This is a genomic window from Bacillus rhizoplanae, assembly GCF_917563915.1.
Classification (GTDB): Bacteria; Bacillota; Bacilli; order Bacillales; family Bacillaceae_G; genus Bacillus_A; species Bacillus_A rhizoplanae.
The window spans coordinates 304,175-318,853 of the sequence record NZ_CAKJTI010000003.1; the positions used below are offsets into that span (position 1 = coordinate 304,175).

The following is a 14,679-nucleotide window of genomic DNA, read 5'->3' on the forward strand; positions in this document are numbered from 1 at the left end:
TATAAAAGATAGGAATTAAAACCTTTCACAGCTTGAAATGTAGCAGTGAAAGGTTTTTTTATGGCGTTTTGTCTTCAATGTTTTATTGAGTGCAATTTTTTTATAGTTTTTTCTTCTAAGTAATGAAGGTATATGAATTATATTCACGGAAATACTTACATATTTGTTTTCATATGATAAGTACATGTATCAACAAAAAGGAGGTTTTCGTACAATGCAAGTAAGATTTAATGAATATCGTCTTCCTATGGTTGAATCAGGTCCATATGGAATTACGGTCGGTGTTGATAGAGCTCTTTGGTTTACGGAACATAAGGGTAATAGAATAGGAAGAATGACTGTAACCGGTGAAATACAGGAATTCTTCGTTCCTACATCAGATGCTGGGCTTTCATGCATAGCATCTGATACGAATGGGGATTTATGGTTTACAGAATACAAGACCGATAAGATTGGAAAGATTACAACGCAAGGTGAGATTACTGAATATATGCTACCTACTACAAAATCAGCTCCTTATGGAATAACGGAAGGACCTGATGGAGCAATATGGTTTACGGAACTAACAGGTAATAAGATAGGAAGAATTTCATTGTTAGGCGAGATTACCGAGTATACATTACCTAATTTGGAATCTTATCCGTCATTTATCGTATCAGGACCAGACGGGGCACTTTGGTTTACGGAGAACAAAAGTAATAAAATAGGGAAAATTACTACATCTGGTCAAATTGTCGAATACTCTATACCTACAATGAATTCTGCTCCAGTAGGCATTACAAATGGACCTGATGGAGCGCTATGGTTTGTAGAAATAAACGGAAATAAAATAGGAAGAATTACTACATCGGGAAAAATTAGCGAGTATCCTATCCCAACTTTAAATGCCCGACCACATGCTATTGTTGCAGGGATGGATGGAGTACTTTGGTTTACAGAGTGGGCAAGCAATCAGATTGGACGAATTACGGTGAATGGAGAAATTACGGAATATCAAATTCCTAAGGAAAACTCTGAACCACATGGGATTGTACTAGGACCAGATGGAGCAATATGGTTTGCAGAAGAATGTAATCAGATCGGACAGTTAATTTGTTTATAAAACTGTGTAATTCTAAATGAACTATTAATATTTCAGTAATAAGGGTACCACAAATGTGAATTTAATAGGATAAGAAAGAAACTTTTTCTGTAACTGTAGAGTAGGAGAGAAAATAAAAAATGTTACTTATGAAATGATGCAATGTGTATATTGAAAGGATGTGAATGTTAGTAAGGTAACACCTATACTAACAACTATGAAAATAAAAGTGATAATAGCTGATGATAATTCCTTTATTAGAGAAGGCATGAAGATCATTTTAAGTACATACGCGGAATTTGAAGTGTTAGTAACGGTAAATGATGGTCAAGAAGCGCTAGAGTATTGCAAAAAATATGATGTGGATATTGCACTTTTAGATGTACGTATGCCGAATATGAACGGCGTGGAAGCAACGAAATTAATTTGTGAACAAACAAAAACGAAGCCGCTCATTTTAACTACATTTGATGATGACGAATATATTTTAGATGCAGTGAAAAATGGAGCAAAAGGTTATTTATTAAAAAATAATGATCCAGAACGAATCCGAGATGCGATAAAAAGTGTTTATCACGGACATACTGTGATTCAAGATGTAGTCCTCGATAAAATTAAATCAAACTTACAAGAAAATAAAGAAGAAGAACCGAAAATAGATAAGAATCTTTTCACAGAAAGAGAACTTAGTATTATTGCTCTTATTGCTAAAGGTTTTTCGAATAAAGAGATTTCAAAACAGCTTTTTATATCAGAAGGGACGATTGCGAACTATATTACCTCTATTCTTAGTAAAACGGGGCTTGAGCATCGTACGCAAATCGCAATTTACTATTTAACAGGAACAGTGGATTAGAAATATGGAATTTTGGATCATTATTAGTAAGCTCATAGTTTTTCTATATATTGTGTTCAGTTATATCCATTCCAACGTTACGAATCTACCATGGATTGTATTTGCTTTACTTCTGTATCTTTGTATAAATGTTACGATTTATATTTTGAAAAAAGATGCAGCGAAGAAAGTGGTTATATTTACATCGATTGTCATTGCAATTGTTTCATATGGACAGATTCATCCGTTATTACTTTTATTGTTACCTCTGAATTTATATGAATTTATTTCTTATTACATAAATGAAAAATGGCTGATTTTTTTCATTGTGCTTCTTCCGATTGTGTTTGTTGAGGAAGATTTACGTATGACATACGGTTTAATTGCTGTATTTAATTTTGTTATTTTCACAATGGCAAGGCTATATACGGAAAGGTTGTTGAAATTTGAGACGCAAAATGACATCATGCGAAAAGATATGCAAAGGCTCACAAAAAACTTGAATGAAAATAAAGAATACATCAGACAATCTGAATACACATTTAAGTTAGAAGAACGAAATCGATTATCACAAGAAATTCATGATAAAATTGGTCATTCTATGACCGGTGCGTTAATTCAAATGGAAGCGGCAAAAAGATTGATGGATATCGATAAGGAGAAAGCGGCGGAGCTTCTTCAAAATGCTATTCATATTTCCAAAGATGGAATTGAAAGTATTAGAATTACGTTAAAGAACATGAAACCACCAACTGAGCAAATCGGTATTCATCGTATGAAATTATTCATAGACGAATTTGCAGCGAAACATGATACGAAAATTTCATTTTTATATAAAGGGAATTTGGATGCTATTTCTCCAATTCAATGGAAAATCATTGGAGAAAATGTAACGGAAACGTTAACGAATGCTATGAAATATGCGGAGGCAACTGTTATTTCAATCGATATACATGTTCTCAATACTGTTGTGAAGGTGCAAGTGAAAGATAACGGAAAAGGTGTACCTCAAGTAAAAAAAGGACTTGGCATTATTGGCATGGAAGAACGTACCGCATCTATTAACGGAACGATTATTGTAGATGGTACAAATGGTTTTTCAGTAACAATGTTATTACCGATACAGTAAGGAATAGATAAGATGAATGATCTCACAGGAAAAAAGTGAATATTCTCATGTGAAAAGAATGAACTTCTGCACTGAGCAGGTTCATTCTTTTTGTTTATAATAACAGCAGAGAAACCGAAATAGGGGTGAAATGATGAACGCATTGGAAATAAAAAACTTAACGAAAAAATTTGGTGATTTCATCGCAGTAGATAATATGTCTTTAGCGATTAAAGAGGGAGAGATATTTGGATTTTTAGGTTCAAATGGTGCTGGTAAAAGTACAACAATTAATATGATTGCTGGATTGCTAAGAAGTAACGAAGGTGAGATTAATATATTAGGAAAAAATAGTAAGAAGCATAGCCGATTTGCAAAAATGAACATCGGTATTGTGCCGCAAGACTTAGCGATTTACGAGGAGTTAACCGCCTATGAAAATGTAAAATTCTTTGCAGGATTATATGGGTTACGAGGAGCTGAACTGAAAGCGAGAGTAGAAGAAGCGCTCCAGTTTGTAGGCCTCAGTGATAAACATAAAAGCTATCCGAAAAATTTCTCTGGTGGAATGAAGCGAAGACTTAACATTGCTTGTGCGATTGCGCATCATCCGAAATTAATTATTATGGATGAGCCGACAGTAGGGATTGATCCACAGTCAAGAAACTACATTCTCCAGTCTGTACGAAAATTAAACGAAATGGGTAGCACAATCATTTATACAAGTCACTATATGGAGGAAGTAGAAGAGATTTGTACGAAGATTGCGATTGTTGATCACGGGAAGATTATTGCGGAAGGAACGAAAGAACAGTTAAAAGCTATCATTACTGATACGAAAGATATTTGGATTGAAGTAAAATCACTTGAAAATATGGATGTGAACCAACTAAAAGAAATTAGCGGGGTTAAAGCTGTTCAAATAGAAGAAAACGTAATTAAAGTGAATTCCGATACAGGAGTGAACAATTTAAATAAAATTATTCAATATTTTATTAGTCATGATATAGAAATACGATCAGTAGAAGAACAGGCACCCAACTTAGAAACAGTGTTTCTGACGTTAACGGGGAGAAAATTACGAGACTAACAAGATTAAGAGTGAATAGAAAAAGGAGGTTCATCGCTTGAACATCTTCAATATTGCTTTCATGCAAATTAAAAGAGATTTTCGAGATATAAGAACATTAGTTTTTATGTTAGCATTCCCAATTGTGCTTATGCTAGTCTTGGGAACAGCTTTAACAAATGCATTTAATAGTGACAGTCTTTCTATTAACAATATACAGGTATTATATAAAGATGAAGCCGATAGTAAGTTTTCACAGTCCTTTGAAGCATTTATAAAAGAAACAGGTAAATCGGGAATTCACTTTAAAAAAGCTTCAACCGATGTAGATGGAAAAGAAGAAGTGAAACAAAATAAATATGCTGGCTATGTAGAAATGAATCAAGATGGCGTGAAGTTATATGAGAGTGATCGGAATAGTATTGAAGGAAGTATTGTTGAGGGAATGCTTACTACATTTGTCGATAAGTACAACGTAGCAGTAGAAGTTGCGAAAGTAGATCCTGGGAAAGTTAGTACAGTTATTTCGAGTGGAAATCATGATGATTATATAAAAGAAAGATCTTTACAAGCTGCTAAAAAACCAAGTTCTATGGATTACTATGCAATTGTGATGACGACAATGATTGCCTTGTACGGAGCGATGGGAGCGAGTTATCTCATTCGTGGAGAGCGATTACGAAGAACGGGAGATCGTTTAATCGCGGCACCTGTTAGTAAAGCGGAGATTTTCATAGGGAAAATACTTGGTAGTCTTGTAGCAAATGGGCTTTGTCTTCTTCTTGTTATTTTCTTTAGTAAGTTTGTGTATAAGGCAAATTGGGGTGACCATCTTGGAGTAGTTTTTCTTATTTTACTGACAGAAGTATTACTCGCGATTAGCTTTGGACTAGGGATAGGATATATTACGAAAACAGGTGAGGCAGCTAAAGCGGTTATTATGGTTGTTGTACAATTGGCCTCTATTTTTGGAGGAGCATATTTTGTGGTCGAAGAAAATATGCTTACAAATATGTCGCCATTAACATGGGCAAATACAGCGATTATGAAAATTATTTATGCGAATGATTTAGGGGCAGCACTTCCGGTAATTTCTTTAAATCTTGGAATTTCAGCATTGTTTTTATTGATTGCGATTATCGCATTACGTAGACGGGAGGGGCTATAATATGAAAGATATTTTATGGCTCATACAAAAAACATTATCTGTACTTTTGAAAAATAAAAAAGGGTTACTTATTATTATTGGATTGCCAATAGCGGGATCACTCATTGCGTTTCTAATGTATGGAAATGCAGGACAAGGGACATTAAACATTGGGGTTGTAAATAATGAAAATCATTATATAGCAAATGATACAGTGAAATTTATAGAAGGATTAAATCATGTAAAAGTGAGTAAAATTCAAGCATCGGAAATAGAGGAGAAGCTTGCCTCGAAAAAGCTGGATGGAGTGATTACGTTAGATTCAGGTTTTTCAGAAAGTGTTCGCAATGGTAAACCGAGTCACATTCAAATTTCCTCAATTAAAGGTGCTCAAGTAACAGAATTTATAAAATCGTATTTGTATAATTATATTGATAATATAACGGCAATTAGTAAAGTAGCACAAAATGATCAAAATATGTTCGAGAAAATGTATGCAGATTATCAAAAAAATTCATTTAAGTTAACAGCCGAGACGCTTAAGGACACTTCAAAAAATAAAGATATGACGAATCAAACAGTTGGTTATCTCATTATGTTTATGCTTTTTTCAGCAGTGAATTTCTCAGAATTAATTTTGAAAGAAAAAGAGAACAGAACGTATTTCAGGTTATTATCAACACCGATAGATGGGAAGAAATATATTTTATCTAATGTTGCTGTTAATATGCTTATTTTGATCGTGCAAATTGTTGTAACAGTATTATTTATGACCAATGTATTTCATATTGATATAAATATGCCTTTAATTGTTATGATTGGAGTACTGATGTTGTTTGGTTTAGTCGCAATTGGTTTATCATTAGCGATTGTATCTTTTGCGAAAAACTCAACTTCTGCGAATGCAATGCAAAATATTATTATTACACCAACATGTTTGCTTGCCGGATGCTTCTTTCCATTTGAAATTATGCCAGCATCTGTGCAAAAAATTGCTGAATTTCTTCCGCAGCGTTGGCTATTAGACACAATCACGAAATTACAGCAAGGGACACAGTTCGCAGATTTATATTTAAACATTTTAATTTTATTTGCCTTTGCCATTGCCTTTTTCCTAATCGCAATTTATAAGTTTGGGCGTAATAACGATGCAAGGAATTTTATTTAATTAAAGATACAAAAGGGATGCAGTTTGATACTGCATCCCTTTTGTATCTTGGCTGACTAAAGCAGCTTTTGTAATATTGATATGCTTTTATAGAGTTCCATACAGTCTCCTTTTAAAAGAAAAATACTATTCGTAATGACGTTAAGCATTAAAACGAGCATTAAAAGCAGCTGCTTTTGAAATACTATGTAGAGAAAATTATTTTGTGCGGAAGGAAAACAAAATGATGAAAAAGGTATTTCGGATTATTTCTATTATTATTGCCATATTAGCTTTTCTCATAATTTGGATGCATTTTGATGTAACACTGGGAAGAAAAATAGAAGCGAAAAAAAATCAATCTAAAGAATATGAGCTGCACTATAGTGATTTCCAATTATTTGCTGAGGGGAAATCCTTATATGAGCAGTTATTTTCTGATATAAAAGAAGCGAAACATTCCATCTTCACTTATTTCTTCATTATTTCAGATGATAAAAGCAGTCATTCTTTTTTGAAGTTGTTAAAAGAAAAAGCAGAAGAAGGTGTACAAGTATACTTATCAGTCGATTGGATTAATGATTTGTCTTTCGAAAGAAAAATGAAAAATGAATTACAAGCGAGCGGTGTTCATTTTACATATAGTAGAAAACCTGAATTTCCATTCTTTTTTTATTCATTACACCATCGGAATCACCGTCGTATTACAACGATTGATGGGAAAATAGGATATAGCGGTGGTTTCAATATAGGTGATGAGTACTTAGGAAAAGACAAGCGTTTTGGATATTGGCGAGATTATCATATACGAATACAAGGAGAAGGAGTGCAAGATTTAGAAAAACAGTTTGTATCAGACTGGAAACGAGATACTTCTGAAGGAATAACAAGCACTTTTAAGCAGATTGTCCCAGGTAAAACGTTACATACATTGTCTTGTTATAATGGTCATGATGTGATTAAAAAGTACATTGAATTAATAAAGCAGGCAAAACAATCTATCGTTATTGCCACACCGTATTTTATACCAAAAGATGAAAAACTTATGAACGCTTTAATTCAAGCGAGGCAGCGTGGTGTTTCCGTTAAAATACTTTGGTCTTTTAAGCCAGATATTCCTCTTATAAAAGAGGCTGCATATCCTTATATTCGTCAAGCTATCGAGAATGGTATTTCCGTATACGGATATAAAAAAGGAATGTTTCATGGAAAAGCTATGGTATTTGATCATGAAACAATCGTTACAGGAACAACAAATTTTACTTCACGTAGTTTTCGTATTAATGACGAGATGAATTTCTATATAAAGGGTGGTCCTATTCTTCAACAAGTAAATAAGGTATTGGCACAGGATTTTCAAGATTCAAAAGAAATGACGATATCATTCTTTGATAAGTTATCTTTTTGGGATCGGTGTAAAGAAAAGATAGCAGGGTTGTTTGATTACTATTTATAGGATTAGTAATATAAATAAGAAAAAGTGCGGCGTAATGCGGCATTTTTTCTTGTTTGTAATAATCACTCGAGAAACGAAAACATATTTTTACAACATATATTTTGGGTGATAAACTGAAATGGCAGGGAGGAATTATTTTCCGTTAATATGGGAAAATATGTGGTGAGATTCCATGGGGGAGGAATTATGGTGAAACGTCAAACTGCTATTCATGAGATTGCAGAGCATATATGCATGCTTGAATTCAATCATCCTGTAAGAGTAGGTGTGAGCGGTGTTACAGCTTCAGGGAAAACAACATTTGCAAATGAATTGGCGAAAGAAATTCAAAATCAAGGAAGAAAAGTAATTCGAACGAGTATAGATCATTTCCATCATCCGAGGGCAATTAGATATTCACAAGGGAAGGAATCAGCGAAAGGATATTATGAGGATGCTCATGATTATAAAGCAATTTCTGAACGGTTATTAATTCCATTAGGGCCTAATGGTGCGATGCGCTATGAGATAAAATCACATGATTTAGAGACAGATATGTATATTCATTCAAATCCAATATTGGCTTCAAAAGATATGATATTTATAGTAGATGGAACCTTTTTATTTAAGCAAGAGCTGAAACAGTTGTTTGATTATAAAATATTTGTAGATACAGATTTTAATATTGCTAGAGAACGTGGGTGTAAGCGAGAGGCGCAAGCTTTTGGAAGTGAAGAGAAGGCAGGCGAAATGTTTTTACAGCGATATCATGCGGCTTGTCACATGTACATAGAAGAGCATGCGCCAAAGGATTGTACAGATGTGGTTTTGATTAATAATAATATAGAAGAACCGGTAGTTGTATTTAACGGTTTGTGATTGTAAAGTTATGAACTATGGGAGTTGAATATTTCTATGTTCTCGCTCCCTCTTGTAGAAAGTAAAAGGTGCGGTATAATTCGCACCTTATTTCATAACGGTTTGAAAAGGCTATTTTTCATCTTCAAGTTGTGTTAGCTCATGACTGATTAAGGTGCCGATATGTTCCCCTAAGCATATTTTTTTCATTACTCCTGATTCATCAAAGTTAAAGATATGGACTGGTAAATGATAGTCACGAGCAAGTAGTAAAGCTGATTGGTCCATAACTTTTATATTGTTTGGAACGACATCATTATAATTTAAATGACGATACATTTTTGCTGACTTATTCTGTTTAGGGTCACTTGTGAAGACACCATCTACGCCTTGTTTTGCGACTAAAATGGCGTCGCTATTCATTTCGATTGCTCGTTGTACACTTGGATAATCAGTTGTAACAAAAGGTTGGCCATTTCCACCACCCAAAATAACAATGTATCCTTTATCTAAATGATGAATAGCTCGTAAATGAATGTAGGGTTCGGCAACAGCTGTAACGGGAAAAGATGTCATGACGCGAACTTCTTTATTTGTTTTACTTTTTAAGACACCACGTAACATTAGGCTATTAATAATTGTGCCTAATGTACCTATATTATCTGCTTCTACGCGATCAATACCCCATGTTTCAGCTAAATTCCCTTTAAAAATGTTCCCTCCACCCACAACAATAGAAACTTCAATACCTAAATCAACAATAGATAAAATTTCAGTAGCGATATGTTCTAAGTGCTTGGAACCAAAACTGTTTCCATCTTGATCGGCGAGAGCGCCTCCACTTAGTTTGATTAATACTCGCTTATACGGCTTCATCGATGTTTCCCCCTTTAAAAATGACAATAAAAAAGGAGCGAAGGCGAATGCCTTTGCTCCTTTACGAGAAAATGAAACAGAAAAGAAAGGTATATAATGAAAGTCATTGTATGTTTTTTCATAACATCCACTCCTTTTTGTTTCATTTTTAAAATAAACATATTTTTTAGATTATACAAAATAATTAGATGTTTTATCAATACTATTTTTTGATTGTATACTGAAGATGCGCATTAATGAACATTTTAAGAAAAATTTTTGAAAGTTTTGTGACAAACTTGTAGATTTTTGTCTGATTTTGTAGGTTCATCTATATCATGTGAATAAAGCTTTTATACATACAAATTGAAAGCGTTCGCATGAAGGGGATGAAAATACATGAAAAAATTCGGATTAGCTACACAAATTTTTGTAGCACTTGTTTTAGGGGTTGTAGTAGGAGCAATCTTTTCTGGTAATAAAACAGCTATTTCCTATATTCAACCGCTTGGAGATATCTTTATTCATTTAATTAAGATGATTGTCGTTCCAATTGTTATTTCTGCACTTGTTGTAGCAGTAGCTGGTGTAGGAGATATGAAAAAGCTTGGCAAATTAGGCGGAAAGACAATACTCTATTTTGAAATTATTACAACGATTGCAATTTTAATGGGCTTAATCGCAGCAAACGTGTTCCATCCGGGCACGGGGGTTGATATGAGTCATTTGCAGCAAACTGATATTTCATCATACCAAGCATCGGCTGAGGCAACGGAGAAAAAAGGCTTTGCAGATACAATTGTTCATATTGTACCAACAAACGTGTTTGAGTCGATTGCAAAAGGTGATTTATTACCGATTATTTTCTTCTCAGTTTTATTCGGCTTAGGGGTTGCTGCAATTGGAGAAAAAGGCAAACCGGTCTTTAGTTTCTTTGAAGGTGTATTAGAAGCGATGTTTTGGGTGACAAACCAAGTTATGAAATTTGCTCCGGTTGGCGTATTTGCACTTATTGCTGTAACGGTTGCAAAATTTGGAGTAGGTACGCTGCTTCCACTAGGAAAATTAGTGCTTGCCGTTTATGTAACAGTTATCTTATTTGTTATTGTTGTATTAGGTCTAAATGCAAAAATGGTGGGAGTAAATATCTTCACCTTAATGAAAGTTTTAAAAGAAGAATTGATTCTTTCCTTTACAACAGCAAGTTCAGAAGCAGTTTTACCAAATCTTATGCGCAAAATGGAAGAGTTCGGCTGTCCGAAGGCTGTTGCTTCTTTCGTTATACCAACTGGTTATACATTTAACTTAACTGGATCAGCTATTTATCAAGCGCTGGCAGCACTATTTGTAGCACAAATGTATAATGTACACATGTCATTGACGGAGCAAATTACATTGTTATTTGTTCTAATGTTAACATCTAAAGGAATGGCTGGTGTTCCTGGTGCTTCCTTTGTTGTTGTATTGGCAACGTTAGGTTCTATGGGACTTCCGGTAGAAGGAATTGCTTTAATTGCTGGTATTGACCGCATTTTAGATATGATTCGCACGGCTGTCAATGTGTTAGGAAACGCATTAGCAGCGATTGTCATGTCGAAATGGGAAGGTGAATTCGATCAAGAGAAAGCGAAGAATTATCTAGAAGCTGTAAAAACAACAGAAGCAGCGTAAAAAACGAAATTTTAATCAGTGAGGGATTTTTATCTCTCGCTGATTATTCGTTGAACGAATCGGATCTTTACGAGTAGTATATCTCCTGCCCAATTTTTTATTTCTTGCACAATTTTTGAGGTATGGGAATGATTGTTTGTTAATGAGGGACAAAATAGATTGAGGAGTGAACAAACATGGCAACAATAACTGAAGCTACAAAAGATGTACGAATTGAAAAAGACTTTTTAGGTGAGAAAGAAGTACCGATGCATGCGTATTATGGTGTTCAAACGATGCGTGCTGTTGAAAACTTTCCGATTACAGGTTATAAAATCCATGAAGGATTAATTAAAGCATTAGCAATCGTGAAAAAAGCGGCTGCGCTTGCGAATACAGAAGTTGGACGATTAGAGTTAAAGAAAGGTTCAGCAATTGCACAAGCAGCACAAGAGATTTTAGAAGGAAAATGGCATGAGCATTTCATCGTTGACCCGATTCAAGGAGGAGCAGGGACTTCTATGAATATGAACGCAAATGAAGTCATTGCCAATCGTGCCCTTGAATTATTAGAAATGGAAAAGGGAGACTATCATTATATTAGCCCAAATAGTCATGTAAATATGGCACAATCAACAAATGATGCATTTCCAACGGCAATTCATATTGCAACGTTAAATATGTTAGAAGAATTATTGCAAACAATGGGCTATATGCATGATATCTTTGAATTGAAAGCAGAACAATTTGATCATGTAATTAAAATGGGACGCACACATTTGCAAGATGCTGTACCAATTCGTCTTGGACAAGAGTTTAAAGCGTATGCTCGTGTACTTGGACGTGACATGAAGCGTATTGAGCAATCTCGTCAACACTTATATGAAGTAAACATGGGAGCGACAGCTGTTGGTACAGGATTAAATGCAGATCCACAGTATATTGAGGCTGTAGTAAAACACTTAGCTGCTATTAGTGAGCTTCCTCTTGTTGGAGCTGAGGATTTAGTTGACGCAACGCAAAATACAGATGCTTATACAGAAGTATCAGCTGCACTGAAAGTATGTATGATGAATATGTCCAAAATTGCAAATGACTTGCGCTTAATGGCATCAGGTCCACGCGTTGGATTAGGCGAAATTATGCTTCCAGCTCGTCAACCTGGTTCTTCTATTATGCCAGGAAAAGTAAATCCTGTAATGCCAGAAGTTATTAACCAAATTGCGTTCCAAGTAATTGGGAACGATCATACGATTTGTCTTGCTTCAGAAGCGGGCCAATTAGAGCTAAACGTAATGGAACCAGTACTTGTCTTTAACTTACTTCAATCCATCAGCATTATGAATAATGGATTCCGTGCTTTTACAGATAACTGTCTAAAAGGAATTGAAGCAAATGAAGGACGCTTAAAAGAGTATGTTGAGAAAAGCGTTGGTATTATTACAGCTGTAAATCCACATATTGGATATGAAGCAGCAGCTCGTTTAGCAAAAGAAGCAATTGCAACTGGTCAATCTGTTCGAGAACTTTGCTTGAAAAACGGTGTATTATCAGAAGAAGAATTAGACTTAATTTTAGATCCATATGAAATGACGCACCCAGGAATTGCGGGAGCAGCTCTTTTAAAGAAAAATTAAAAGAGGGGGGGACTTTCCCCCTTTTTTTGTTTACAATATAGAAATGATATATATAAATAGAGGTAGGGATTGTATGAGTAAATTTATGGTTTCCTCGGATGGAACGTTAGAAACAACACTACGAGGAGTAGAAGTATTAGCAACACCACTTTTAAATAAGGGTGTCGCTTTCACAGCAGAGGAAAGAGAAGAACTAGGATTAAAAGGATTGTTACCACCAGCTGTGTTAACGTTAGACGAACAAGCACGTCGTGCGTATGAGCAGTTTTGCTCACAGCCCGATGACTTGTTAAAGAACGTATATTTAACAGCGTTGCACGATCGTAATGAAGTATTATTTTATCGTTTGCTTACAGATCATTTGCGAGAAATGCTTCCAATTGTATACACGCCAACTGTTGGTGTGGCGATCCAAAGATATAGTCATGAGTATCGTAAACCACGTGGTGTATATTTATCAATTGATGATCCAAGCGGCATTGAAGAAGCGTTTTCTAACATTGGTGCAACTGCAGAAGACATCGATTTAGTCGTTGTGACAGATGGTGAAGGTATTTTAGGAATTGGAGACTGGGGCGTAGGTGGTATTAATATTGCCATTGGAAAGTTAGCCGTTTATACAGCAGCAGTTGGTATCGATCCAAGCCGCGTATTACCTGTTATTTTAGATGTTGGTACGAACCGTGAAGATTTATTAAATAATCCGTTTTATATTGGAAATCGTCATCCACGTGTAGCTGGAGAAGCGTATGATTCATTTATTGATTTATTCGTAAAGGCTGTATGTAACAAGTTTCCGAATGCATTACTACACTGGGAAGATTTTAGCTCACGTAATGCACGCAAAATTTTAGATAAATATCGTGATAACGTATGTACATTTAATGATGATATACAAGGAACGGGTGCTGTTTCACTTGCAGCTGTGTTATCAGCTGTGAAAGCTTCTGGTGTTCCACTTTGTGAACATCGCGTTGTTGTCTTCGGTGCGGGTACTGCTGGAATTGGAATTGCAGATCAAGTACGTGATGCGATGGTATGTTTAGGCTTATCAGAGGAAGAAGCAAACCGTCGTTTTTGGTGTATTGACCGTAATGGTTTACTTACAGATAACATGGGCGATCTTCTTGATTTCCAACGTCCGTATGCGCGTGAAGAATCAGAAATAAAAGAATGGAAGAAAACTGAAGCGATTGGTCTTGCTGAAGTTGTGAAACATGTACAACCGACTATTTTAATCGGGACATCAACAGTTGCTGGGGCATTTACAGAAGAGATTGTAAAAGAGATGGCAGCTCATGTGGAACGACCAATTATTTTACCAATGTCTAATCCGACGCCTCTTGCGGAAGCGAAGCCAGCTGATTTAATTTCTTGGACAGAAGGACGAGCGCTTGTCGCGACTGGAAGTCCATTCGAGCCAGTTACATATAATGGTGTTACCCATGTAATTGGACAATCTAACAATGCGCTTATCTTCCCAGGTCTTGGCCTTGGTACAATTGTTGTTCGTGCTCGTGTGATGACAGATGGTATGTTTGCGGCAGCGGCAGAAGCGGTAGCAAGTATGGTAGATACAAGTCAGCTTGGTGCACCGATTCTTCCAGAAGTAGAAGAACTACGTAACATTTCAGAGATAGTTGCGATTGCAGTGGCAAAAGCGGCAGTTTCTGAAGGCGTTGCTCGTGAGGAATTAAATGATAACGATATCAGGAAGGCTGTTCAAGCTGCAATGTGGCAACCTGTTTATCGTCAAATAAAAGCAGTTGAAAAGGTGACAATATAGAAATAAAGCCCGTTTATATAATAAGCGGGCTTTCCTTATTATATTTCAATATTACGAGTCAAGATAAGAAT

General features: G+C 35.4%; 12 protein-coding genes. 11 read left to right on the top strand and 1 reads right to left on the bottom strand.

Features of this window, described 5'->3' with window-relative positions; genetic code table 11:
- Positions 1-214 precede the first annotated feature (214 nt).
- The 8 genes from LRP84_RS05455 to LRP84_RS05490 all read left to right on the top strand — a co-directional run bounded on the left by LRP84_RS05455 (position 215) and on the right by LRP84_RS05490 (position 8,701).
- Positions 215-1,102: a Vgb family protein gene (locus LRP84_RS05455; RefSeq protein WP_230574140.1), complete on the top strand. Its 888-nt coding sequence runs from the start codon at positions 215-217 to the stop codon at positions 1,100-1,102.
- Positions 1,103-1,298: 196 nt separating this feature from the next.
- Positions 1,299-1,937, top strand: a complete 639-nt coding sequence (locus LRP84_RS05460) for a response regulator transcription factor (RefSeq protein WP_230574169.1) — start codon at positions 1,299-1,301, stop codon at positions 1,935-1,937.
- 4 nt (positions 1,938-1,941) lie between these two features.
- A complete protein-coding gene (locus LRP84_RS05465) occupies positions 1,942-3,045 on the top strand; it encodes a sensor histidine kinase (protein WP_230574141.1) in 1,104 nt (367 codons plus the stop codon).
- A gap of 133 nt (positions 3,046-3,178) precedes the next feature.
- Positions 3,179-4,114 carry an ABC transporter ATP-binding protein gene (locus LRP84_RS05470; protein WP_230574142.1) on the top strand — a complete coding sequence of 312 codons (936 nt, stop codon included), beginning with the start codon at positions 3,179-3,181 and terminating at the stop codon, positions 4,112-4,114.
- 37 nt (positions 4,115-4,151) lie between these two features.
- On the top strand, positions 4,152-5,261 hold the full coding sequence (locus tag LRP84_RS05475; protein ID WP_230574143.1) for an ABC transporter permease: 1,110 nt from the start codon (positions 4,152-4,154) through the stop codon (positions 5,259-5,261).
- 1 nt (position 5,262) lies between these two features.
- A complete protein-coding gene (locus LRP84_RS05480) occupies positions 5,263-6,408 on the top strand; it encodes an ABC transporter permease (RefSeq protein WP_230574144.1) in 1,146 nt (381 codons plus the stop codon).
- 223 nt (positions 6,409-6,631) lie between these two features.
- Positions 6,632-7,843, top strand: coding sequence for a phospholipase D-like domain-containing protein (locus tag LRP84_RS05485; RefSeq protein ID WP_230574145.1), 1,212 nt, complete (start codon positions 6,632-6,634; stop codon positions 7,841-7,843).
- A gap of 189 nt (positions 7,844-8,032) precedes the next feature.
- Positions 8,033-8,701 (top strand): nucleoside/nucleotide kinase family protein, encoded by a 669-nt coding sequence (locus LRP84_RS05490; RefSeq protein ID WP_230574170.1) that lies wholly within the window; start codon positions 8,033-8,035, stop codon positions 8,699-8,701.
- 111 nt (positions 8,702-8,812) lie between these two features.
- Here the strand turns inward: LRP84_RS05490 and pyrH are convergent, their stop codons facing one another.
- A complete protein-coding gene (gene pyrH / locus LRP84_RS05495) occupies positions 8,813-9,556 on the bottom strand; it encodes a UMP kinase (RefSeq protein WP_230574146.1) in 744 nt (247 codons plus the stop codon).
- Positions 9,557-9,934: 378 nt separating this feature from the next.
- Here pyrH and LRP84_RS05500 point away from each other — a divergent pair, with 378 nt between their 5' ends.
- From LRP84_RS05500 to malS, 3 genes are all read left to right on the top strand, one after another.
- Positions 9,935-11,206 (top strand): cation:dicarboxylate symporter family transporter, encoded by a 1,272-nt coding sequence (locus tag LRP84_RS05500; protein WP_230574147.1) that lies wholly within the window; start codon positions 9,935-9,937, stop codon positions 11,204-11,206.
- Positions 11,207-11,382: 176 nt separating this feature from the next.
- Complete coding sequence (gene aspA, locus LRP84_RS05505; RefSeq protein ID WP_230574148.1) at positions 11,383-12,822, top strand: aspartate ammonia-lyase; 1,440 nt, start codon at positions 11,383-11,385, stop codon at positions 12,820-12,822.
- 52 nt (positions 12,823-12,874) lie between these two features.
- On the top strand, positions 12,875-14,608 hold the full coding sequence (gene malS, locus LRP84_RS05510) for an oxaloacetate-decarboxylating malate dehydrogenase (protein WP_230574171.1): 1,734 nt from the start codon (positions 12,875-12,877) through the stop codon (positions 14,606-14,608).
- The last annotated feature ends 71 nt before the right edge of the window (positions 14,609-14,679 follow it).

Coding starts and splice junctions, on each gene's coding strand:
- LRP84_RS05470 (WP_230574142.1), top strand. CDS start 3,179: ATGAACGCATTGGAAATAAAAAACTTAACGAAAAAATTTGGTGATTTC.
- LRP84_RS05465 (WP_230574141.1), top strand. CDS start 1,942: ATGGAATTTTGGATCATTATTAGTAAGCTCATAGTTTTTCTATATATT.
- LRP84_RS05500 (WP_230574147.1), top strand. CDS start 9,935: ATGAAAAAATTCGGATTAGCTACACAAATTTTTGTAGCACTTGTTTTA.
- LRP84_RS05480 (WP_230574144.1), top strand. CDS start 5,263: ATGAAAGATATTTTATGGCTCATACAAAAAACATTATCTGTACTTTTG.
- LRP84_RS05460 (WP_230574169.1), top strand. CDS start 1,299: ATGAAAATAAAAGTGATAATAGCTGATGATAATTCCTTTATTAGAGAA.
- LRP84_RS05485 (WP_230574145.1), top strand. CDS start 6,632: ATGATGAAAAAGGTATTTCGGATTATTTCTATTATTATTGCCATATTA.
- aspA (WP_230574148.1), top strand. CDS start 11,383: ATGGCAACAATAACTGAAGCTACAAAAGATGTACGAATTGAAAAAGAC.
- LRP84_RS05455 (WP_230574140.1), top strand. CDS start 215: ATGCAAGTAAGATTTAATGAATATCGTCTTCCTATGGTTGAATCAGGT.
- pyrH (WP_230574146.1), bottom strand. CDS start 9,556: ATGAAGCCGTATAAGCGAGTATTAATCAAACTAAGTGGAGGCGCTCTC.